This window comes from Burkholderia cepacia (assembly GCF_001039005.1).
GTDB lineage: Bacteria > Pseudomonadota > Gammaproteobacteria > Burkholderiales > Burkholderiaceae > Burkholderia > Burkholderia theae.
Genome location: NZ_LDWR01000067.1, coordinates 33,927 through 54,945 on the forward strand (window position 1 = coordinate 33,927; position 21,019 = coordinate 54,945).

Sequence of the window (21,019 nt, forward strand, 5' to 3'; positions counted from 1 at the left end):
GACGCGCCGCAGCCGTGATTTTGGCCGTCCGGCCGAGGCCCGCGCGCGGTAATCGTCGATCGGTTTTGACTTCGGTGCTAACCCCATGTATAATCACGTGTTTTCCGCGCGTGGTGTGCGGAAAATTTGGATCCAGAGTGAGGTTCTCAATGTACGCGGTCATAAAAACCGGCGGCAAGCAGTATAAGGTTGCCGTTGGCGAAAAACTCAAAGTAGAACAGATACCGGCTGACATTGACGCTGAAATCACGCTCGACCAGGTTCTCGCAGTGGGCGAAGGCGAATCGATTAAGTTCGGTACGCCGCTGGTCAGTGGGGCTTCCGTCAAGGCCACCGTTGTGTCGCACGGTCGTCATGCCAAGGTCACCATCTTCAAGATGCGTCGCCGGAAGCACTACCAAAAGCACGGCGGCCACCGCCAGAACTACACTGAGCTGCGCATCGACGCGATCAACGCGTAAGCGCCTCGGTAAAGGAGCAATCAGATGGCACACAAAAAGGCAGGCGGCTCTTCCCGGAACGGCCGCGACTCCGAGTCGAAACGTCTCGGCGTGAAAGTGTACGGCGGCCAGGCAATCAATGCCGGCGGCATCATCGTGCGTCAGCGCGGTACGCGTATGCACGCAGGCGAGAACGTCGGCATGGGCAAGGATCACACCCTGTTCGCGCTGGTCGACGGTCACGTGAAGTTCGCGACGAAGGGCGCGGACAAGAAGCATCTGGTCATCGTTGTCCCGGCGGCTGCCTAAGTTTATTTAGGCACCAAGGGCTTCGTAGCCGAAAGGCCCCGCAGTCTTCGCGGGGCCTTTTTTTATTGGGTCGCCGGGCGCATGTGCGTGCCGGCGACCGTCGCGCAACCGGCGTACGATCGGCCGAACGGCAGATTGTTCAAGCGCGCCGGCGCGCGGCACAATAGCGGAAATACTGGGCGGAGTGACGAATGAAGTTCATTGACGAAGCACGAATCGAAGTCATCGCCGGCGACGGAGGCGATGGCAGCGCTTCGATGCGCCGCGAGAAATTCGTCCCGTTCGGCGGGCCGGACGGCGGCGACGGCGGCCGGGGCGGTAGCGTTTACGCGATCGCCGACCGCAACATCAACACCCTGATCGACTACCGTTACGCGAAGAAGCACCTGGCGCGCAACGGCGAAAACGGTCGCGGCTCGGATTGCTATGGCAAGGGCGGTGACGACGTCACGCTGCGCATGCCGGTCGGCACGATCATCAGCGACATGGATACCGGCGAGCTGATCGCCGACCTGACCGAGCACGACCAGCAGGTGATGCTCGCGCAGGGCGGCTCCGGCGGGCTCGGCAACCTGCATTTCAAGTCGAGCACGAACCGCGCGCCGCGCCAGAAGACGGACGGCAAGCCGGGCGAACGGCGCATGCTGAAGCTCGAGCTGAAGGTGCTCGCCGATGTCGGTCTGCTCGGCATGCCGAACGCGGGCAAGTCGACGTTCATCTCGTCCGTGTCGAACGCACGGCCGAAGATCGCCGACTACCCGTTCACGACGCTCGCGCCGAATCTCGGCGTGGTGCGCGTCGGCCCGAGCAAGAGCTTCGTGATCGCCGACATCCCGGGGCTGATCGAGGGCGCCGCCGAAGGCGCGGGCCTCGGGCACCAGTTCTTGCGTCACCTGCAGCGCACCGGCGTGCTGCTGCATCTGGTCGACCTAGCCCCGTTCGACGAAAGCGTCGATCCAGTCGCTGAAGCGACCGCGATCGTCGGCGAGCTGCGCAAGTACGACGAGGCGCTCTTCGAGAAGACGCGCTGGCTGGTACTCAACAAGCTCGACATGGTGCCGGAAGACGAGCGCAAGGCGCGCGTCGCCGATTTCCTCGACCGCTTCGGCTGGGACGGCCCCGTGTTCGAGATCTCGGCGCTGACGGGCCAGGGCTGCGAAGCGCTGTGCTACGCGATCTACGATTACCTGTCCGAACATTCGGACGCGCATCGCGCGGCGGAGGCGGAAGATCTCGCGGCGGACGTGCGTTTCCGCGATGCGCCGTCGCCTGCGGACGGCGGTGCAGTGCCGGGCGACGACGCCTGAGCGGTTCCGGAACGCGCCGGGCGTGCCCGCCCGGCGTCGGCGTTCAATCGCGCCCGGCCGAGCAGGCATCAGATACAGGAGACAGTGCAGGATGCGTTCGATCATCGCGGATTCGAAGCGATTGGTGGTGAAGGTGGGTTCCAGCCTCGTGACCAACGACGGCAAGGGGCTCGATCATGCTGCAATCGGCCGCTGGGCGGCCCAGATCGCTGCGCTGCGCGCTCAGGGCAAGGAAGTCGTGCTCGTCAGTTCGGGGGCGATTGCCGAAGGGATGCAACGGCTCGGCTGGAGCAAGCGGCCGCGGGAAATCGACGAGTTGCAGGCCGCCGCCGCGGTCGGCCAGATGGGGCTCGCACAGGTCTATGAGAGCCGCTTTACCGAGCACAACATCCGCACAGCGCAGATCCTGCTCACGCACGCCGACCTGGCGGACCGCGAGCGTTACCTGAATGCGCGTTCGACGCTGCTTACGCTGCTGCGGCTCGGCGTCGTGCCGATCATCAACGAGAACGACACGGTCGTCACCGACGAAATCAAGTTCGGCGACAACGACACGCTCGGCGCGCTCGTTGCGAACCTGATCGAAGGCGATGCGCTGATCATCCTGACCGATCAGACGGGGCTGTTCACGGCCGATCCGCGCAAGGATCCGAACGCGACGCTCGTCGCCGAGGCCAATGCGGGCGCGCCGGAACTCGAGGCGATGGCGGGCGGTGCGGGCTCGAGCCTCGGCCGCGGCGGGATGCTGACGAAGATCCTCGCGGCGAAGCGTGCGGCGCATAGCGGTGCGAACACGGTGATCGCGAGCGGCCGGGAGTCCGACGTGCTCGTGCGTCTGGCGGCCGGCGAGGCGATCGGCACGCAATTGATCGCACGTACCGCGCGAATGGCAGCGCGCAAGCAGTGGATGGCAGACCATCTGCAGGTGCGCGGCCATGTCGTGATCGATGCAGGCGCGGTCGAGAAGCTGACGGCCGGCGGCAAGAGCCTGCTGCCGATCGGCGTGATTGACGTGCAGGGCGCGTTCGCGCGCGGCGAGGTGATCGCGTGCGTCGGTCCCGACGGGCGCGAAGTGGCGCGCGGGCTCACCAACTACAGCAGCGCGGAGACGAAACTGATCCATCGCAAGCCGAGCGGCGAGATCGAGGCCGTGCTCGGCTACATGCTGGAGCCGGAACTGATCCATCGCGACAACCTCGTGCTGGTGTGACCGCCGGCTGCGGTTTCGGCAGTCAAATAAAAAAGCCCGCATCACGCGGGCTTTTTTCATGCGGCGGGACGGGCGTGCGGCCCGCACCGCGCGCCGTCAGCGCAACTGCGTCATCGCGGTGCGGTGAAACCGGATGTTCTCCAGGATTTGCTGGGTCGAGCCCTGCGGCATCTTGTTCGAGCAGAAGTAGTCCTGGTAGAGCGACGAGTGGTAGGCATTCAGTTCGCCGTTCTCGATGCGCTGCCAGTCGTTTTCGACCGTGCGGTCCCAGCCGTCGTGATCCGAATTCAGGCCGGCGTACTGTCGCCATTCATAGGTGTCGCAGCGGATGCCTTCGTAGTTCACATTGCGCGCGCCGGCCGGGCTCGTGATGACGACGGCGTAGCGCACGACGCCGTCGGTGCCGACCGCGAGCGACTTCGCATCGACGAAGAACTTGAGCGGCGTGTTCTGCGATACGTTGAACGGCAGCAGGTCGCCCGCCTGCGGCAGCGGCGGCAGCGTGTCGACCGCGTTTTCCTTCCAGTTGCCCTGACGGTCCAGCAGATACACGAACTCGCTGTCATCCTTGTTGGTCGGCGTCTTCGAATTCGCGCAACCGGCCAGGGTGGCCGCCGCGGCAATCGATGCGAGCGCGAGAGCAATCGCTTTCAAAATGCATTCCTCGTAAAAAAAGGGCGCGACACCAAGGTCGCGCCCGGTCATGCAGTCCGACTCGTTATTTGCCGACGATCACGCGGGGCGGCATCTCGTCCAACGTGCCCGCTTCCACTTCGATCTCCGAACAGACTACCGATGTGTCGACAATCGTCAGCGTCTGCTGGGCCTGTACGCCGATGACGCGCGGATAGCGCGACAGGCGCGGGCCACGCGGCTTCTCGGCTCGCTGCGCCGGGTGGCGCAGGAAGCGCGACAGTTCCGTCAGCGCCAACTGATAGACATCCCGCTTGAACTCGATCACCGCATCGAGCGGCACCCAGTACTCGTTCCAGCGCCACGCATCGAACTCCGGGTGATCGGTCGCGCGCAAGCAAATGTCGCAATCGCGTCCAACCATCCGCAGCAGGAACCAGATCTGCTTCTGGCCGCGGTAATGACCGCGTACTTCGCGTTTGATGAACTTGTCAGGCACCTCGTAACGCAACCAGTCGCGCGTGCGACCGATTATCTTGACGTGTTCCGGATGCAGGCCCGTTTCCTCGTGCAATTCCCGGTACATCGCCTGCATGGGGGTCTCGCCGTACTTGATCCCACCTTGAGGAAACTGCCAGGAATGCTCGCGGAGCCGCTTGCCCCAAAACACCTCGTTGCGCGCGTTCAAGAGGATGATGCCGACGTTCGGGCGAAAGCCTTCACGATCCAGCATACAACCACCTTCGAATCCTTTAAAATTGCTTTGATTATAAACAGATAACGGGCGCTGCGCACCGTGACGGAGCGAATCCGCGCGGGGTGTGCCGGTTGAATTGTCCCTGATTGGTCTGCTAAGTCATCTGCGCCATCGTCGTTCGTCGCGCGCAGCTTTTTCACCTTGAAACTTTTTCGGGCGCCCCGCCTGGGGGCGCCGTTTTTGGAACCGTCCGCATGAAAGCTTCCCGTTTCTTTATCGGCACCCTGAAAGAAGCACCCGCCGACGCAGAGATCGTCAGCCACAAGCTGATGGTACGCGCCGGCATGATCCGTCGCGTCGCCGGCGGCATCTATAACTACCTGCCGGTCGGCCTGCGCTCGATTCGCAAGGTCGAGGCGATTGTGCGCGAGGAAATGAACCGGGCGGGCGCGATCGAGCTGCTGATGCCGGCGGTGCAGCCGGCCGAACTGTGGCAGGAGTCGGGCCGCTGGGAGCAGTATGGCCCCGAGCTGCTGCGCTTCAAGGACCGCAAGGACAACGATTTCGTGATCGGGCCGACGCACGAGGAAGTCATCACCGACATCGCGCGCAACCAGATCAAGAGCTACCGGCAGATGCCGGTGAACTTCTACCAGATCCAGACGAAGTTCCGCGACGAGATCCGTCCGCGCTTCGGCGTGATGCGCGGACGCGAATTCATCATGAAGGACGCGTACTCGTTCGATAAGGACGCGGCCGGCCTGAACGAGTCGTATCGCAAGATGTACGACGCGTACGTGCGCATCTTCACGCGCCTCGGCCTCGAATTCCGCGCGGTCGCGGCCGATAGCGGCTCGATCGGCGGCAACTTCTCGCACGAATTCCACGTGATCGCCGATACCGGCGAGGACGCGATCGCCTACTGCCCGACGTCCGAGTTCGCGGCGAACATCGAGGCGGCCGAAGCGCTGCCGCTGATTGCCGAGCGCGCGGCGCCGGCCGAAGCGATGGAGAAGGTCGCGACGCCCGGCAAGGCGAAGTGCGAAGCCGTCGCCGAACTGCTGGCCATCCCGCTCGAGCGCACGATCAAGTCGATCGTGCTCGCGACCGACAACGAAGGCGCCGAGCCGATCATCTGGCTCGTGATGCTGCGCGGCGATCACGACCTGAACGAGATCAAGGTGTCCAAGCTGCCGGGCCTGAAGAACCACCGCTTCGCGACCGAGCAGGAAATCGTCGAGTGGTTCGGCACGCCGCCGGGCTATCTCGGCCCGGTCGGCACGAAGAAGCCCGTGAAGGTGATCGCGGACCGTACGGTCGCGAACATGAGCGACTTCGTCGTCGGCGCGAACGAGGTCGACTATCACATCGCGGGCGTGAACTGGGGCCGCGACCTGCCCGAGCCGGACGTCGCCGACGTGCGCAACGTGAAGAAGGGCGATCAGTCGCCGGACGGCAAGGGCGTGATCGACATCTGCCGCGGTATCGAGGTCGGCCACGTGTTCCAGCTCGGCACCAAGTATTCGGAAGCGATGGGCGCGACGTTCCTCGACGAGTCGGGCAAGCCGCAGCCGATGCTGATGGGCTGCTACGGCGTCGGCGTCACGCGTATTCTCGGTGCGGCGATCGAACAGAACTTCGATGACAAGGGCATCATCTGGCCCGAGTCGATCGCGCCGTTCGAGGTCGTGCTGTGCCCGATGGGCTATGACCGCAGCGACATGGTGCGCGAGTCCGCCGACAAGCTGTACGCGGAGCTCTCCGCGGCCGGCATCGACGTGATCCTCGACGACCGCGGCGAGCGCCCGGGCGTGATGTTCGCCGACTGGGAGCTGATCGGCGTGCCGCATCGCCTCGTGATCGGCGAGCGCGGCCTGAAGGAAGGCAAGATCGAGTACCAGGGCCGCCGCGACGCCGAAGCGACGCTGCTGCCGGCCGATGAGGCTGCGGCGACGGTCGCGGAGAAGATCCGCGCCGCGCTCGCACACTAAGCACGGCGACGGGGGGGACACGATGGAATACACGTTCCTGTCGGCCACCGTGCTCCTGGTGCTGATCACCGATCCGCTCGGCAACATCCCGCTGTTCATTTCGGCGATGCGGGATGTGCCGCGCGAGCGGCGCGTGAAGCTGATCCTGCGTGAAGTGGGGATCGCGTTCGTGATCCTGCTGTTCTTCATGGTGGTCGGCGACCGCTTCCTGCGGATGATGAGCCTCACCGACCTGTCGTTGCGGCTCGGCGGCGGGATCGTGCTGTTCCTGATCGCGTTGCGGATGATCTTCCCGCATCCGGACGGCGCGCTCGGCAGCGATCCGCGCGCGGGCGGCGAACCGTTCATCGTGCCGCTCGCGATTCCGGCGCTGGCCGGGCCGTCCGCGCTGGCGACGGTGATGCTGCTGACGTCGCAGGCGCCGGGCAAGATGCTCGAGTGGGTCGGCGCGCTGACGGTTACGATGATCGTCTGCGCGATCACGCTGGTCCTGGCCGAACGGATCCAGCAGTGGCTCGGCGAGCGGACGGTCGCGGCGTTCGAGCGGCTGATGGGCCTCGTGCTCGTCGCGATTTCGGTCGAGATGCTGCTGGCCGGCATCCGCGCGTTCGTGCACCAGTTATAGCGCGGGCGGCATCCGCACAAAAAAAGCGGCGCTCCGGGAAACCGGAGCGCCGCTTTCTATTTACGGGGCGGGCAGGGCGATCAGACGTTGGTGGTCAGCGCGCGGATCGTCGGCAGGTTGCGCCAGTATCCCTTCGCATCCATCCCGCAGCCGAACACGTAGCGGTCCGGCACCGGGAAGCCGCAGAAGTCGGGGTGCAGCGGTTTCGCCTTCGCGAGCGTCTTCTCGCACAGCACGGCCGACATGAAACGCTGCGCGCCCATGTCGAGGATACGGTCGCGGATCGCGGCCATCGTCTCGCCTTCGTCGAGGATGTCGTCGAGCACGAGCACGATCCGGTCCTTCACCGATTCGCGCGGTGCGACGCGCCAGTGCATCTCCGGGCTGCCCTGCGTCGTGTTGCGGTAGCGGGTCAGGTGGATGTAGTCGAATTCCAGCGGGAAATCGAGATGCGGCAGCAGCATCCCGGTAAACACCGCGGCGCCGCCCATCACCGAGAGAACGAGCGGGAACGCATCGCCGATCTCGGCGCGGATCGCGTCGGCCATCCTGGAGATCGAAGCGTTGACGGCGTCGGCCGAGACGATCTCTTCGGAGTGGTTGAAAATGTGGAGGGCTTCTTCGCGGTTCATGTGTTCTGGCGGGCAGTCGGTATACAAATAAGAATGAAGCAGAACGGACGGCGCGCGCTACAGCAAAAACCCGCGCGCCGGCCGACGGGCGGAATCAGCGCATGCCGGGCATCATGCCCTTCAGGCCGCGCATCATCTTCTGCATGTTGCCGCCCTTCAGCTTCTTCATCATCGTACGCATCTGGTCGTACTGGTTCAGCATCCGGTTGACTTCCTGCACCGGCACGCCCGCGCCGGCCGCAATGCGGCGCTTGCGCGTCGCCTTGATGATCTCGGGTTTCGCGCGTTCGGCGGGCGTCATCGAGCTGATGATGCCTTCCATCCGGCGGATCTGCTTTTCGGCCTGGCCCATGTCGGCGCCGGCCGCCGCCTGCTGGAATTGCGCGGGCAGCTTGTCCATCAGCGACGACAGGCCGCCCATGTTCTTCATCTGCGAGATCTGCGCACGGAAATCGTTCAGGTCGAAGTCGCCGCCCTTCTTGACCTTGTCGGCGAGCTTTTGCGCGGCCTGCACGTCGACGCCGCGCTGCGCCTCCTCGACGAGCGCGAGGATGTCGCCCATGCCGAGGATCCGGTTCGCCATCCGGTCGGGGTGGAACACCTCGAGGCCGTCGAGCTTCTCGGCAACGCCGACGAACTTGATCGGCTTGCCCGTGATGTGACGCACCGACAGCGCGGCGCCGCCGCGCGAATCGCCGTCGAGCTTGGTCAGCACGACGCCCGTGAGCGGCAGCGTGTCGTTGAACGCCTTCGCGGTGTTGACCGCATCCTGGCCGAGCATCGCGTCGACGACGAACAGGGTTTCGGCGGGCTTCAGCGTGTCGTGCAGCGCGGCGATTTCCTGCATCATCGCCTCGTCGATGCCGAGGCGGCCGGCCGTATCGACGATCAGCACGTCATGGTAGTGGCGCTTCGCCCAGTCGACGGCCGCGATTGCAATGTCGACGGGCTTCTGGTCCGGCGTGGACGGGAAGAAATCGGCGCCGACCTGTTCGCTCACCGTTTTCAGCTGCATGATCGCGGCCGGGCGATACACGTCGCACGACACGGTCAGCACCTTCTTCTTGTACTTCTCGCGCAGCAGCTTCGCGAGCTTGCCGACGGTCGTGGTCTTGCCCGCACCCTGCAGGCCGGCCATCAGGATCACGGCGGGCGGCGTGACCGCGAGGTTCAGCTCGGCGGCCTTGCCTTCGTAGTCGCCGCCGATCACGGCGGTCAGTTCCTTCTGGACCACGCCGACGAGCGCCTGACCCGGCGACAGGCTGCTGATCACTTCTTCGCCGAGCGCCTTTTCCTTGACCTTGGCGATGAATTCGCGGACGACCGGCAGCGAGACGTCGGCCTCCAGCAGCGCGAGACGCACCTCGCGGAGCATCTCCTGGGTGTTCGCCTCGGTAAGCCGGGCCTCGCCGCGCAGCGTCTTGACGACGCGCGCCATCCGTTGAGTGAGATTGTCGAGCATGGGGAGCGATGGACAGTGGGGCCCGAAGGCGCGGCGGAACCGAACAAAGGGAGCCGTCGCGGGAAGGGGGCCTAGTGTAAACTTCGAACATGGATATTGTACTGTATGCCCTCACCGCATTCCTGTACGGCGGCCTCGCCGTCGCAGGCTGGCGCACGCACCGCCAGGGCGCGACGCCGCTCGTCGCGAGCGTGCCGGCCGTGCCGGTTCCCGCGTTCGCCGCGTCCGGGATGAGCGGGGCCGGCCGCGGGCTGCTGTTCGCCGCGCTCGTCGCGCACGGCGTGCTGCTCCATACGACGATCTTTCCGCACGACGCGATGGTGTTCGGTTTCGCGTTCGCGCTGTCCGCGATGTTCTGGCTCGGCGCCGGCATCTACTGGATCGAGAGCTTCTTCTTCCCGCTCGACAGCCTGCGCCTGTTGGTGCTGCCGCTCGCATGCGGTGCGTCGCTGCTGCCGCTGATGTTCGGCGGCGTGCGGGTGCTTCCTTATGCCGCAGCACCGCTGTTCAAGCTGCACTTCCTGATCGCGAACATCGCGTACGGCCTGTTCGCGATCGCGGCGCTGCACGCGATCCTGATGCTGATGGTCGAGCGGCGCCTGCAGTCGCTGCGCAGCGGCGGGCGCGACGGCTCGACGGGCTGGATCGCGAGCTGGCTCGAAACGCTGCCGCCGCTGCTCACGCTCGAGAAGCTGCTGTTCCGCCTGATCGGCGCCGGCTTCGTGCTGCTCACGCTGACGCTCGCGTCGGGCATCCTGTTCAGCGAGCAGGTCGATGCGCGCGCGCTGCGGCTCGACCACAAGACCGTGTTCGCGATCCTGTCGTGGCTGATGTTCGGCGGTCTGCTGGTCGCCCGCAAGACGTCGGGCTGGCGCGGGCGCGGCGCGGCGCGCTGGGTCCTCGTGTCGTTCGCCGCGCTGCTGCTCGCGTATGTCGGCAGCCGGTTCGTTTTCGAGGTGCTGCTGCACCGTTCCGTGGTTTGACCGCAGGTTTCCGATGCGACAGATTCTTCTCCTGATTCTTCTCTTCTTCGCGGGTTCGTGGATCGCGCGCAAGCTGCGCCAGGCGCAGGAGCACGCGCAGGCGCGTACCGGCCGCGGCGCGGGTCACGACGGCACGCCCGGCTCCGGCGCGGCCGGCGCGGCGCGCCCGAGCGGCGACGCGCGGTCGCTGCCCGAGCCGATGGTGCGCTGCGCCGAATGCGGCGTGCATGCGCCGAAGGGCGATGCCGTCGCCGCGGGCGGCGAATACTTCTGCAGCGCCGAGCACGCGCAGCGCCACGCGGCGCGCGCGAGCGGTCACGACGCACGATGAACGACGCGCCGCTGCTGTCGGTCGACGCGAACGGCTGGGTGCGCGAAGCGCGCCATGCGCCGTCGCCGAACTTCGAGGCGCGGCCCGCCGGTGCGGTGCCGACGCTCGTGGTCGTCCATAACATCAGCCTGCCGCCCGGCGAATTCGGCGGCGACGCGATCGAGGCGCTGTTCCTGAATCGCCTCGACTGCGACGCGCACCCCTATTACCAGAGCCACCTGCGCGGCGTGCGCGTGTCCGCGCACTTCCTGATCCGCCGCGGCGGCGAGCTCGTGCAGTTCGTGTCGTGCGACGAGCGTGCGTGGCACGCGGGTTCGTCCGAGTTCTTCGGCCGGCTGCGCTGCAACGACTTCTCGATCGGCATCGAGCTCGAAGGCGCGGACGACGTGCCGTTCGACGACGCGCAGTACGCGACGCTCGCCGCGCTTTCCCGCGCACTCGCCGCACGCTATCCGGTCGACGCATTCGCCGGGCACTCGGACGTTGCGCCGGGCCGCAAGACCGACCCGGGCCCGCACTTCGATTGGCAACGCTTCGCGAGCGATGCCGGCTTTTCCGCCGAATACTTTCCTTTCCGTCAGCACTGACCGCGGGGTTTTTTGACCGGAGAAAGTTTTTTCTCCGACCAATGCCTTGTCGTGTCGGCGCGTGAGCGATGTCAAGACCTCCATCGCAAATTATCCGTTTGGACGTCGTCCGAATGTCCACTATACTTGGTGCCAGTTGAGCAGTTCTGCACTAGATATAGTGTGTGTCGCAGGGGAAACCCGAGCGGCACCGGCCGGCGGGCAACGCCGGCGGACAGGGTTCTCAGGGCGGCGCGTCAGGCCGGCGGTCCGGGCGTCGCGATCAGCGCAGCGAACTTCGACGGGGCAGGGGATACATGACGAAGCACACGACCGGATCGGTTGTCGCGCATCGACCGAACCGGCTTCCCCGGCGCATCGCTCGCCTCTTACCGCTCGCGCACCGCGTTGCGCAGCGTTCGTTTTAATCCGCGGTTCTCTCCGCACCATCCAACACCAGGAGCTTTGCACATGCAAACCACCGACAACGCGACGTCCCAGTACGAGAGCGCCTCGAGCCGTCCGCTCGGCGGGACCGAACAGGGCGCAAAGGCGCTCGCGCCGCAGGCCACGTTCGCCGACTACAAGGTGATCCGCCGCAACGGCAGCGTGGTGTCGTTCGAGCCTTCGAAGATCGCGATCGCGGTGACCAAGGCTTTCCTGGCCGTCAACGGCGGGCAGGGCGCGGCATCGGCTCGCGTGCGCGAGCAGGTCGAGCAACTGACGCACAACGTCGTGCGCGCGCTCGTGCGCAGCCGCCCGAACGGCGGTACGTTCCATATCGAAGACATCCAGGACCAGGTCGAACTCGCGCTGATGCGCGGCGGCGAGCACAACGTCGCGCGTGCCTACGTGCTGTATCGCGAGAAGCGTCACCTCGAGCGCCAGCATTCGGGCGAGGAAGCGGCGGTGGGCGGCGAGTCGAACACCGGCATCAACGTCGTCGACAACGGCGTCACGCGTCCGCTCGACATGAACGCGCTGCGCGCGCTGATCGCGTCGTCGTGCGACGGCCTCGGCGCTGCGGTTAACCCTGAGCCGATCGTCGCGGAGACGGTGAAGAACCTGTACGACGGCGTGCCGATGAGCCAGGTCTACGACTCGGCGATCCTCGCTGCGCGCACGATGATCGAGAAGGATCCGGCATACAGCCAGGTCACCGCCCGCATCCTGCTGCACACGATCCGTCGCGAGATCCTCGGCGAGGAAGTGGTGCAGGCCGAGATGTCGGCTCGTTACTCGGAATACTTCCCGCAGTTCCTGAAGCGCGGCGTCGACGCCGGCCTGCTCGACGACAAGCTGCTGCAGTTCGACCTGAAGCGCCTCGGCGACGCGCTCGACGCGAGCCGCGACATGCAGTTCGGCTACCTCGGCCTGCAGACGCTGTACGACCGCTACTTCCTGCACGTCGAAGGCACCCGCATCGAAATGCCGCAGGCATTCTTCATGCGCGTCGCGATGGGCCTGTCGCTGAACGAGATCGACCGCGAAACGCGCGCGATCGAGTTCTACAACGTGCTGTCGAGCTTCGACTTCATGAGCTCGACGCCGACGCTGTTCAACTCGGGCACCCACCGCTCGCAGCTGTCGTCGTGCTACCTGACGACGGTCGCGGACGATCTCGACGGCATCTATGAAGCGCTGAAGGAAAACGCGCTGCTGTCGAAGTTTGCCGGCGGTCTCGGTAACGACTGGACGCGCGTGCGCGCACTCGGCTCGCATATCAAGGGCACGAACGGCAAGTCGCAAGGCGTGGTCCCGTTCCTGAAGGTCGTCAACGACACGGCCGTCGCGGTCAACCAGGGCGGCAAGCGCAAGGGCGCGGTCTGCGCGTACCTCGAATCGTGGCACCTCGATATCGAGGAGTTCCTCGAGCTGCGCAAGAACACGGGTGACGATCGCCGCCGGACGCACGACATGAACACGGCGAACTGGATTCCCGACCTGTTCATGAAGCGCGTGATGGAAGGCGCCGACTGGACGCTGTTCTCGCCGTCGACCTGCCCGGACCTGCACGACAAGTTCGGCGCGGAATTCGAGGCGGCTTACACGGCTTACGAAGACAAGGTCGCGCGCGGCGAGATCAAGCTGTTCAAGAAGATCCCGGCGGCGCAGCTCTGGCGCAAGATGCTCGGCATGCTGTTCGAGACGGGCCACCCGTGGATCACGTTCAAGGATCCGTGCAACATCCGCTCGCCGCAGCAGCACGTCGGCGTCGTCCACTCGTCGAACCTGTGCACGGAAATCACGCTGAACACGAGCGACACCGAAATCGCGGTGTGCAACCTCGGCTCGGTGAACCTCGTCGCCCACCTGGTGAAGCAGGCCGACGGCAGCTACGCGCTCGACCACGACAAGCTGAAGCGCACGATCAGCGTCGCGATGCGCATGCTCGACAACGTGATCGACATCAACTACTACGCGGTGCCGAAGGCGCGTAACTCGAACCTGAAGCACCGTCCGGTCGGCATGGGCATCATGGGCTTCCAGGACTGCCTGCACCTGCTGCGCACGCCGTACGCGTCGGAAGCGGCGGTCGAGTTCGCCGACCGTTCGATGGAAGCGGTCTGCTACTACGCGTACCACGCGTCGACCGAGCTGGCCGAAGAGCGCGGCCGCTACTCGAGCTACCGCGGCTCGCTGTGGGATCGCGGCATCCTCCCGCAGGACACGCTGAAGCTGCTGACGGAAGCGCGCGGCGGCTACGTCGAGGTCGACACGTCCGAGTCGCTCGACTGGACGACGCTGCGTTCGCGGATCGCCGCGCACGGCATGCGCAACTCGAACTGCGTCGCGATCGCGCCGACGGCGACGATCTCGAACATCATCGGCGTGTCGGCGTGCATCGAGCCGACCTTCCAGAACCTGTACGTGAAGTCGAACCTGTCGGGCGAATTCACGGTGGTGAACGAGTTCCTGGTTCGCGACCTGAAGGAACGCGGTCTGTGGGACGAGGTGATGGTCTCCGACCTGAAGTACTTCGACGGCATGCTGTCGCGCATCGACCGCATCCCGGCCGACCTGCGCGCGATCTACGCGACCGCGTTCGAAGTCGACCCGACGTGGCTGGTCGAGGCGGCATCGCGTCGCCAGAAGTGGATCGACCAGGCGCAGTCGCTGAACATCTACATGGGCGGCGCGTCGGGCAAGAAGCTCGACGAGGTCTACAAGCTCGCATGGCTGCGCGGTCTGAAGACGACCTACTACCTCCGCACGATGGCGGCGACGCACGTCGAGAAGTCGACGGTCGCACATGGCGCGCTGAACGCAGTGCCGACGGGCGGTTCGAGCAGCGGCGGCGCGCAAGGTGCGACCGGCGGTTTCGGTGCGGCAGGCGGCGATGCGTCGTCGGGCGCGATCAACGCGGCGGCACTCGCGCCGGTCGAGGCCGACGGTCCGGTGTGCACGATGCGTCCGGGCGATCCGGGCTTCGACGAGTGCGAAGCGTGCCAGTAACGCAGTGCGTATGACCTGAAGATGTGCCGGGCGGCGTGCACGACAACCGATCGAGGTTGAAGTGTGCGCCGCTCTCTACTAAAAAAATGATAAGGAATCTGTAACGCGGCACCTGCGTTGCAGGCAGTGACAAGCGATCGAAACATCCCCGACGACGTCGCGTTTCGATCAGCGTTCGATGCGTCGAATGCACCTCGCGATACACGCGCGACACACGTCGCGCTCTGCATGAACGACGATGCGTTGCTCAAAGTGTTGTATCGAGGTCGCAACGCGAATCGAAAAAAGGATTTTTCGTGAGCGAACCCTTTTATCGCTCAGGAAAAGATGGTACAAACCGTTCTAAATTGATGGTGAGAATTTATGCTCAACTGGGATGAAGAGAAGACTGCCGTAACTCCCGCGAGCGGAGCGCAGCAAAACGCGATGCGCACCTCCGCCGGGATGGCTGTCGGAATGCAGGCTGCAACGCCTGCCGCCCATCAGGTCCGCGACATTTTCGAAGGCGATCTTGCGGTGCCGCCGCAAGCATCGGCTGTTCCCGCCGGCGGTTCGGAAGCGCGGGTCAATGTCGCCGACAAGCGCATCATCAACGGCCAGACTGACGTCAATCAGCTGGTGCCGTTCAAGTACAAGTGGGCGTGGGAAAAGTATCTGGCCGGTTGCGCGAACCACTGGATGCCGCAGGAAATCAACATGTCCCGCGACATCGCACTGTGGAAGGACCCGAACGGTCTGACCGAGGACGAGCGCCGCATCGTGAAGCGCAACCTCGGTTTCTTCGTGACGGCCGACTCGCTCGCGGCGAACAACATCGTGCTCGGCACGTACCGCCACATCACGGCGCCCGAGTGCCGGCAGTTCCTGCTGCGCCAGGCGTTCGAAGAGGCGATCCACACGCACGCGTACCAATACATTGTCGAATCGCTCGGTCTCGACGAAGGCGAGATCTTCAACGCGTACCACGAGGTCTCGTCGATCCGCGCGAAGGACGAATTCCTGATTCCGTTCATCCACACGCTGACGGATCCGGCCTTCAAGACCGGCACGCTCGAAGCGGATCAGAAGCTGCTGAAGTCGCTGATCGTGTTCGCCTGCATCATGGAAGGCCTGTTCTTCTATGTCGGGTTCACGCAGATCCTCGCCCTCGGCCGCCAGAACAAGATGACGGGTGCTGCAGAGCAATATCAGTACATCCTGCGCGACGAGTCGATGCACTGCAACTTCGGCATCGACCTGATCAACCAGATCAAGCTCGAGAATCCGCATCTCTGGACCGCGGAATTCCGCGCCGAGATCCGCGAGCTGTTCAAGCAGGCTGTCGAACTCGAATACCGCTACGCCGAGGACACGATGCCGCGCGGCGTGCTGGGTTTGAACGCGTCGATGTTCAAGAGCTATCTGCGCTTCATCAGCAACCGCCGTTGCCAGCAGATCGGCCTCGATCCGCTGTACCCGAACGAGGAAAACCCGTTCCCGTGGATGAGCGAGATGATCGACCTGAAGAAGGAACGCAACTTCTTCGAGACGCGTGTGATCGAGTATCAGACGGGGGGCGCGCTGTCCTGGGAATAACCCGCAGCAGCGAACCCGTTACATGATGGAGCAGCCGGCGGCCTCTCGGCCCCGGCCCAAGGTTTAGGAGCAAGAACGCCTGATGCAAAGCATGCCCGGTGCCTTAACGGCCCAACGATACGACAGGCACTTTGCGAACCCTTCAGTGGGATGGGCAAACTTCCCTCCGGATAAAGCGGACGGCCGTGTGGCGGTCCGCTTGATCAAGCGATTAGGGGTAGCGGCGCGAGGTGCGCCGGCTACCGACTTGATTTGGCGCGCGAGGCCGGGTGGTCACGCGCGCCATACCGTATTCATTAGCGTAAGCGCGTGGTATCCGCGTACGCCGATGAATAGCCCGCTTCGAAGCGCACGTCCTGAACAGCGTCCGCGGGAAGCGGGTTTTGACGAAGGGTGTAGTTTGAACTGACTCTCATCTGAACCTGAAGGAGAACAACATGGCTACTGCCAAGAAGAAACCGGCTGCTAAGAAAGTTGCTGCCAAGAAGACCGTTGCGAAGAAGGCTGCCGCTCCGGCGAAGAAGGCCGCTGCGGTGAAGAAGGTTGCTGCGAAGAAGGTCGCGGTGAAGAAGGTTGCCGCGAAGAAGGCAGCACCGGCGAAGAAGGCCGCTGCGAAGAAGGTCGCAACGAAGAAGGTTGCAGCGAAGAAAGTCGCAGTGAAGAAGGTTGCTGCGAAGAAGGCAGCACCGGCGAAGAAGGCCGCTGCGAAGAAGGTTGCAGCGAAGAAAGTCGCAGTGAAGAAGGTTGCTGCGAAGAAGGCAGCGCCGGCCAAGAAGGCTGCTGCGAAGAAGGCAGCGCCGGCCAAGAAGGCTGCTGCGAAGAAGGCTGCGCCTGCTAAGAAGGCTGCTGCGAAGAAGGCTGCGCCCGCCAAGAAGGCTGCCCCTGCGAAGAAGGCTGCCGCTCCGGCGAAGAAGGCCGCCGCTCCGGCGAAGAAGGCCGCTGCTCCGGCGAAGAAGGCTGCTGCTCCGAAGAAGGCCGTCGTGAAGAAGGCTGCACCGGCAACCACCGCGTCGACCGCATCGGTTGCGCCGGCATCGGGCGTGAAGACCGCGCTCAACCCGGCAGCGGCATGGCCGTTCCCGACCGGCAGCCGTCCGTAATCGCGGCTGACCAGCACCACCCGGACACTCATGTGGTGTCCGTGGGTTGAGTAGCGCTACTCAATCAGTCCCGCCATCTGGCTCAGGTGGCGGGCTTTTTTTTGTTCGCGTTCTGTTCGTTCATGCGTCGGCCGCGCCGAGTACGGACGAAAAAAAACGCATGTGCAGCTTCGCACATGCGTTCGACCGCGGCTTGCGCCGCGTGCTGAGGTACCTGGTTAGTGCGTGACGCGCGTGACGCCGCCGCTCGACAGCAGTCGCACACGCTCGCCGGCGCGGAAGGCTTCGCCGCTTGCTGCCTGCGTGATCGAGCGCAGATCGCCGTTGTCGAGGCGCACGGTGATTTCGACACCGTTCGCCGTGCTGAGGTTTTCGCCGACTGCGTTGCCCGCGACCGCGCCGACGAGACCGCCGGCGATCGCCGTCAGGATCGATCCCTTGCCGCCGCCGATCGCGCTGCCCGCAACCGCGCCGAGTGCGCCGCCGCCGAGCGTGCCGATCGCGCTGCCGCCGCCGTCGGACTGGATGCGCACCGCACGAACGCTTTCGACCACGCCCATGCGGACCGTCTGCTCGCGCTGCGCCTGGCCGACGCTATAGACATCGGCCGAACCCGGTGCCGTGAAGCAGCCGGCGAGGGTCAGCGTGGCCGTCAGCATGGCCGCGAGCGTGAGGGTTTTTTTCGTCAACATCTTTGCTCTCCCACAATATTCATTTGAGACTGTACCCGAAGGCAGCCTCGAAGCGCGCGTCGATCTCGGCGCGCGTCAGTACGTAAGTCTGGGGCCCCTGGTGGGCGATCTTGAGCGAGCCCATCAGGCTCGCGAGGCGGCCGGTGGTTGCCCAGTCGAGGCCGTTCTCGATGCCGTACAGCAGGCCGCCCCGGAAGGCATCGCCGCAGCCGGTCGGATCGACGACGCGCTCGGCACCCACGACGGGAATCTGTTCTTCGCCGTTTTTGTGAAGAATGGTGGAGCCGTGCTCGCCGCGCGTGATGATCAACGCCTGAACCCGGCTGGCGATTTCCTGTTCGGACCAGCCCGTCTTGTCGCTGACGAGCTTGCCTTCGTAGTCGTTGACCGCGACGAACGTCGCGAGTTCAATGATGCGGCGCAGCGTCGCACCGTCGAACAGCGGCAGGCCCTGGCCCGGATCGAAGATGAACGGGATGCCGGCCTTCGCGAATTGTTCGGCGTGCTGGACCATCCCGTCGAAGCCGTCCGGCGCGACGATGCCGAGCTTCACGCCCGGCACTTCGTCCGCGCGGTTCAGGTGCGACTGCATCATCGCGCCCGGGTGGAATGCGGTGATCTGGTTGTTGTCGAGATCGGTGGTGATCATCGCCTGCGCGGTGTGCGTATCGGGCACCACGCGCACGCTTGCCTTCGACAGGCCGAGGCTGTCGAGGCGCTCGAGATAGCGGTCCGCGTCGTTCGCGCCGACCGTCGCCATGATGCGCGCGTCGCCGCCGAGCATGTGCAGTGCGTAAGCGATGTTCCCCGCGCAGCCGCCGAATTCGCGACGCATCGTCGGCACGAGGAAGCTCACGTTGAGAAGGTGAACCTGGTCGGGCAGGATGTGCTCGCGGAACCGACCTTCGAAGGTCATGATGTTGTCGTAGGCGAGCGAGCCGCAAATCAGCGTAGTCAAGGCGTGCGTTCCTGTAGAGAGCAAAGGGAAGCGCCGCCCGGCCGGCGCGCGGAGGGCCCGTCGGGCCTCGCGCGGCAGGGCCGGGCGGCAGCGGATTACTTCAGTGCGGCGAGCGCGGCGTCGTAGTTCGGCTCGTCCTTGATCTCGCCGACGAGTTCGGCGTGGATCACCTTGTCCTGCGCGTCGAGCACGACGACCGCACGTGCGGTCAGGCCGTTCAGCGGGCCGCTCGTCACGTCGACGCCGTACGCATTCGCGAACGCGCGGCCGCTGCGGAACGTCGAAGCCGTCACGACGTTTTCGAGGCCTTCGGTCGTGCAGAAGCGCGTGGCGGCGAACGGCAGGTCGGCGGACACGACGACCACGACCGTGTTGTCGAGCGACGATGCGGCTTCGTTGAACTTGCGGGTCGACGTCGCGCAGGTCGGCGTGTCGAGGCTCGGCACGATGTTCAGCACCTTGCGCTTGCCGGCGAAGCTGGCGAGCGACAGATCGGCGAGGTCCTTGCCGACCAGCTTGAAATCGGCGGCTTGCGCACCGACGGCCGGGAACGTGCCGGCGAGATCGATCGGGTTGCCACCCAGCGTAACTTTGCTCATGTTCGTGCTCCGAAATAGCGCGCCGCTCGGGCGCGCGGGTTGAGACGGGCGCGCCTGCGCGCGCCGCGGCGCGTCACGGATAGAAGATCTGGACGCGGAAATTCGAGGCGGGCGTGCCGTTCGTTTCGAGGCGGACGACCATCGTCTGCGTCGTACCGGGCGGCAGCCCGGCGTCGATCGGCGTGCCCGGGCGCACGTAGTCGCGCGGCGCGAGCACGCGGCGCACGGTCACGTGATTGGTGTCGTCGAGCAGCGTCAGCTCGAGCGACGGATACGCCAGCGCGACGCGATAGCGGTTCGTCAGCGGTACCTTCAGTTCGAGTTCGCGCGGGCCGTCGAGCTGGCGCAGGTCGGTCGCGTCGAGCCGCAGGCCGTCGATCGCGCGCGGCGGCGCGACCGTGCAGCCGAGCGGCGTGCAGGCCTGCCGGAACCAGCCCTGCGTGACGGGCCAGTAGATCATCAGCGTTTCGCGTTGCCACCACGCGAGTTGCGCGACGAGCAGCACGGCCAGCACGGCGGCGACCAGGCCGCCGAAAAAGCCGCCGAGCATCCCGCGCCGCTGTGGCGCGCGCGTCTCGCGCGTGACGGCGAAGTGCGGGCGATCGTCGTCGGTCAGCGCGGCGGGGAACGGGGCGACCGGCTCGTCGGTGGCCGCGGTCTGTGTCTTGTCGTGCCGGGGGATGCTGGCGTCGGGTTCGGCTTCGGTTACAGCCGGTGCCGGAGCGAACGCGAAACGCGGTTCGCGCGGCGCGCGTTCGTCTTCCGGCACGGCGAAGTGCGTGGTGCCGACGGGTTCGGCGTCATCGGCAGCGGTATTCACGTCCGACGGAACGTGAGCGACGAAGCGGGGTTCGCGCGGGTCGCGCTCGATGGGCGACGACTCGACGGGGGTGGCCGGAACTTCTGTTTCGTGTTGCGGCTGCGTCGAATGCGCTTCGGTCGGTGGCTCGATGGCGGCGGAGACGTCCAGTTCGGCCGGGGAGGATGCGATCGGCGCGGGCGTACCCGACAGGTGAACGACGCCGGCTTCCGTGGCCGGGAGCGCGAGCGGCACCAGCGGCTCGGTGCGCACGGTCTGCACGCTGTGCTGCAGCGACGGATCGACGCCGGCGTCGAGCCACGGCGCCCACATGTCCCAGCCTTCCGGCTTGTAATCGGTGTCGGATGGCGACCCGGTCGGCGCGCCGATGAACAGTCGTGGCGGCGCGGCCTGCTGGTGCGCGTCGCCGTCGTCCGGCGCGGCAGCCGTTTCGGTCAAGGCCGGTTCGGGCTGCTGCGTGTGCTCGGGAACGAGCGATTCGGACGCGTTGAAGACTTCGTGGCAATGCCCGCAGCGCACGAGCCCTTGATGCAGCGAGAGCTGTTCCTGCTGCAGCCGGAAGACGGTTTCGCAATGAGGGCAGCGCGTCGCAAGAAGCATGTCGAGCCGGGCGGCCTGCTGGCCAGAGTGAAG

Annotated in this window: 21 protein-coding genes; 13 read left to right on the forward strand and 8 right to left on the reverse strand. The window is 65.3% G+C overall.

Going from position 1 to position 21,019, the window contains the following annotated elements; all coding sequences use genetic code 11:
• Positions 1 to 149: 149 nt before the first annotated feature.
• The 4 genes from rplU (at position 150) to proB (ending at position 3,266) form a co-directional block, all read left to right on the forward strand.
• Complete coding sequence (gene rplU, locus VL15_RS33740) at positions 150 to 461, forward strand: 50S ribosomal protein L21 (RefSeq protein WP_006025184.1); 312 nt, start codon at positions 150 to 152, stop codon at positions 459 to 461.
• A gap of 24 nt (positions 462 to 485) precedes the next feature.
• Complete coding sequence (rpmA, locus tag VL15_RS33745) at positions 486 to 749, forward strand: 50S ribosomal protein L27 (RefSeq protein WP_006476999.1); 264 nt, start codon at positions 486 to 488, stop codon at positions 747 to 749.
• A gap of 191 nt (positions 750 to 940) precedes the next feature.
• Positions 941 to 2,056, forward strand: coding sequence for a GTPase ObgE (gene obgE, locus VL15_RS33750; protein ID WP_048251143.1), 1,116 nt, complete (start codon positions 941 to 943; stop codon positions 2,054 to 2,056).
• A gap of 91 nt (positions 2,057 to 2,147) precedes the next feature.
• Positions 2,148 to 3,266 (forward strand): glutamate 5-kinase, encoded by a 1,119-nt coding sequence (gene proB, locus VL15_RS33755; protein ID WP_048251144.1) that lies wholly within the window; start codon positions 2,148 to 2,150, stop codon positions 3,264 to 3,266.
• A 96-nt stretch (positions 3,267 to 3,362) separates the two neighbouring features.
• Here the strand turns inward: proB and VL15_RS33760 are convergent, their stop codons facing one another.
• Together VL15_RS33760 and VL15_RS33765 are read right to left on the reverse strand one after the other, a co-directional pair.
• Complete coding sequence (locus VL15_RS33760) at positions 3,363 to 3,971, reverse strand: CNP1-like family protein (RefSeq protein WP_048251145.1); 609 nt, start codon at positions 3,969 to 3,971, stop codon at positions 3,363 to 3,365.
• 13 nt (positions 3,972 to 3,984) lie between these two features.
• Positions 3,985 to 4,632, reverse strand: coding sequence for an RNA pyrophosphohydrolase (locus VL15_RS33765; protein WP_048251146.1), 648 nt, complete (start codon positions 4,630 to 4,632; stop codon positions 3,985 to 3,987).
• Between the two features lie 218 nt (positions 4,633 to 4,850).
• Here VL15_RS33765 and VL15_RS33770 point away from each other — a divergent pair, with 218 nt between their 5' ends.
• Complete coding sequence (locus VL15_RS33770; protein ID WP_048251147.1) at positions 4,851 to 6,587, forward strand: proline--tRNA ligase; 1,737 nt, start codon at positions 4,851 to 4,853, stop codon at positions 6,585 to 6,587.
• A gap of 22 nt (positions 6,588 to 6,609) precedes the next feature.
• Positions 6,610 to 7,212: a MarC family protein gene (locus tag VL15_RS33775; protein ID WP_048251148.1), complete on the forward strand. Its 603-nt coding sequence runs from the start codon at positions 6,610 to 6,612 to the stop codon at positions 7,210 to 7,212.
• A gap of 80 nt (positions 7,213 to 7,292) precedes the next feature.
• On the opposite strand, the gene VL15_RS33780 is transcribed toward VL15_RS33775, so the two are convergent.
• Positions 7,293 to 7,844: a hypoxanthine-guanine phosphoribosyltransferase gene (locus tag VL15_RS33780; protein ID WP_048251149.1), complete on the reverse strand. Its 552-nt coding sequence runs from the start codon at positions 7,842 to 7,844 to the stop codon at positions 7,293 to 7,295.
• A gap of 94 nt (positions 7,845 to 7,938) precedes the next feature.
• Positions 7,939 to 9,306 carry a signal recognition particle protein gene (gene ffh, locus VL15_RS33785; RefSeq protein ID WP_048251150.1) on the reverse strand — a complete coding sequence of 456 codons (1,368 nt, stop codon included), beginning with the start codon at positions 9,304 to 9,306 and terminating at the stop codon, positions 7,939 to 7,941.
• A gap of 89 nt (positions 9,307 to 9,395) precedes the next feature.
• On the opposite strand from ffh, the gene VL15_RS33790 reads away from it, so the two are divergent.
• The 7 genes from VL15_RS33790 (at position 9,396) to VL15_RS41030 (ending at position 17,317) form a co-directional block, all read left to right on the forward strand.
• Positions 9,396 to 10,289, forward strand: a complete 894-nt coding sequence (locus VL15_RS33790; RefSeq protein ID WP_048251151.1) for a cytochrome C assembly family protein — start codon at positions 9,396 to 9,398, stop codon at positions 10,287 to 10,289.
• 13 nt (positions 10,290 to 10,302) lie between these two features.
• Positions 10,303 to 10,620: a PP0621 family protein gene (locus VL15_RS33795; protein ID WP_048251152.1), complete on the forward strand. Its 318-nt coding sequence runs from the start codon at positions 10,303 to 10,305 to the stop codon at positions 10,618 to 10,620.
• Positions 10,617 to 11,207: a 1,6-anhydro-N-acetylmuramyl-L-alanine amidase AmpD gene (gene ampD, locus VL15_RS33800; protein WP_048251153.1), complete on the forward strand. Its 591-nt coding sequence runs from the start codon at positions 10,617 to 10,619 to the stop codon at positions 11,205 to 11,207. The genes VL15_RS33795 and ampD overlap by 4 nt, the downstream gene beginning before the upstream one ends.
• 450 nt (positions 11,208 to 11,657) lie before the next feature.
• Positions 11,658 to 14,642, forward strand: coding sequence for a ribonucleoside-diphosphate reductase subunit alpha (locus tag VL15_RS33805; protein WP_048251154.1), 2,985 nt, complete (start codon positions 11,658 to 11,660; stop codon positions 14,640 to 14,642).
• 363 nt (positions 14,643 to 15,005) lie between these two features.
• Complete coding sequence (locus tag VL15_RS33815) at positions 15,006 to 16,217, forward strand: ribonucleotide-diphosphate reductase subunit beta (protein ID WP_048251156.1); 1,212 nt, start codon at positions 15,006 to 15,008, stop codon at positions 16,215 to 16,217.
• An 82-nt stretch (positions 16,218 to 16,299) separates the two neighbouring features.
• Positions 16,300 to 16,626 (forward strand): hypothetical protein, encoded by a 327-nt coding sequence (locus tag VL15_RS41025; protein ID WP_080971037.1) that lies wholly within the window; start codon positions 16,300 to 16,302, stop codon positions 16,624 to 16,626.
• Between the two features lie 28 nt (positions 16,627 to 16,654).
• Entirely contained in the window at positions 16,655 to 17,317 is a 663-nt protein-coding gene (locus VL15_RS41030; protein WP_080971038.1) for a histone H1-like DNA-binding protein, read from the forward strand.
• 218 nt (positions 17,318 to 17,535) lie between these two features.
• On the opposite strand, the gene VL15_RS33825 is transcribed toward VL15_RS41030, so the two are convergent.
• From VL15_RS33825 to VL15_RS33840, 4 genes are all read right to left on the reverse strand, one after another.
• Positions 17,536 to 18,009, reverse strand: coding sequence for a glycine zipper 2TM domain-containing protein (locus VL15_RS33825; RefSeq protein WP_047899750.1), 474 nt, complete (start codon positions 18,007 to 18,009; stop codon positions 17,536 to 17,538).
• A 19-nt stretch (positions 18,010 to 18,028) separates the two neighbouring features.
• Positions 18,029 to 18,967 carry a carbohydrate kinase family protein gene (locus VL15_RS33830; protein ID WP_048251158.1) on the reverse strand — a complete coding sequence of 313 codons (939 nt, stop codon included), beginning with the start codon at positions 18,965 to 18,967 and terminating at the stop codon, positions 18,029 to 18,031.
• 95 nt (positions 18,968 to 19,062) lie between these two features.
• On the reverse strand, positions 19,063 to 19,566 hold the full coding sequence (gene tpx / locus VL15_RS33835) for a thiol peroxidase (protein WP_048251159.1): 504 nt from the start codon (positions 19,564 to 19,566) through the stop codon (positions 19,063 to 19,065).
• A 73-nt stretch (positions 19,567 to 19,639) separates the two neighbouring features.
• A complete protein-coding gene (locus VL15_RS33840; protein WP_048251160.1) occupies positions 19,640 to 20,986 on the reverse strand; it encodes a zinc-ribbon and DUF3426 domain-containing protein in 1,347 nt (448 codons plus the stop codon).
• Positions 20,987 to 21,019: the final 33 nt, after the last annotated feature.

Bases quoted from the DNA above. Each gene is read 5' to 3' on its own strand.
- rpmA (WP_006476999.1), top strand. From the start codon at position 486: ATGGCACACAAAAAGGCAGGCGGCTCTTCCCGGAACGGCCGCGACTCC.
- VL15_RS33805 (WP_048251154.1), top strand. From the start codon at position 11,658: ATGCAAACCACCGACAACGCGACGTCCCAGTACGAGAGCGCCTCGAGC.
- VL15_RS33795 (WP_048251152.1), top strand. From the start codon at position 10,303: ATGCGACAGATTCTTCTCCTGATTCTTCTCTTCTTCGCGGGTTCGTGG.
- VL15_RS33780 (WP_048251149.1), bottom strand. From the start codon at position 7,844: ATGAACCGCGAAGAAGCCCTCCACATTTTCAACCACTCCGAAGAGATC.
- ampD (WP_048251153.1), top strand. From the start codon at position 10,617: ATGAACGACGCGCCGCTGCTGTCGGTCGACGCGAACGGCTGGGTGCGC.
- obgE (WP_048251143.1), top strand. From the start codon at position 941: ATGAAGTTCATTGACGAAGCACGAATCGAAGTCATCGCCGGCGACGGA.
- VL15_RS33765 (WP_048251146.1), bottom strand. From the start codon at position 4,632: ATGCTGGATCGTGAAGGCTTTCGCCCGAACGTCGGCATCATCCTCTTG.
- VL15_RS33760 (WP_048251145.1), bottom strand. From the start codon at position 3,971: ATGACCGGGCGCGACCTTGGTGTCGCGCCCTTTTTTTACGAGGAATGC.
- ffh (WP_048251150.1), bottom strand. From the start codon at position 9,306: ATGCTCGACAATCTCACTCAACGGATGGCGCGCGTCGTCAAGACGCTG.
- VL15_RS41030 (WP_080971038.1), top strand. From the start codon at position 16,655: ATGGCTACTGCCAAGAAGAAACCGGCTGCTAAGAAAGTTGCTGCCAAG.
- VL15_RS33770 (WP_048251147.1), top strand. From the start codon at position 4,851: ATGAAAGCTTCCCGTTTCTTTATCGGCACCCTGAAAGAAGCACCCGCC.
- VL15_RS33815 (WP_048251156.1), top strand. From the start codon at position 15,006: ATGCTCAACTGGGATGAAGAGAAGACTGCCGTAACTCCCGCGAGCGGA.
- VL15_RS33825 (WP_047899750.1), bottom strand. From the start codon at position 18,009: ATGTTGACGAAAAAAACCCTCACGCTCGCGGCCATGCTGACGGCCACG.
- rplU (WP_006025184.1), top strand. From the start codon at position 150: ATGTACGCGGTCATAAAAACCGGCGGCAAGCAGTATAAGGTTGCCGTT.
- VL15_RS33840 (WP_048251160.1), bottom strand. From the start codon at position 20,986: ATGCTTCTTGCGACGCGCTGCCCTCATTGCGAAACCGTCTTCCGGCTG.
- proB (WP_048251144.1), top strand. From the start codon at position 2,148: ATGCGTTCGATCATCGCGGATTCGAAGCGATTGGTGGTGAAGGTGGGT.
- VL15_RS33790 (WP_048251151.1), top strand. From the start codon at position 9,396: ATGGATATTGTACTGTATGCCCTCACCGCATTCCTGTACGGCGGCCTC.
- tpx (WP_048251159.1), bottom strand. From the start codon at position 19,566: ATGAGCAAAGTTACGCTGGGTGGCAACCCGATCGATCTCGCCGGCACG.
- VL15_RS33775 (WP_048251148.1), top strand. From the start codon at position 6,610: ATGGAATACACGTTCCTGTCGGCCACCGTGCTCCTGGTGCTGATCACC.
- VL15_RS41025 (WP_080971037.1), top strand. From the start codon at position 16,300: ATGCAAAGCATGCCCGGTGCCTTAACGGCCCAACGATACGACAGGCAC.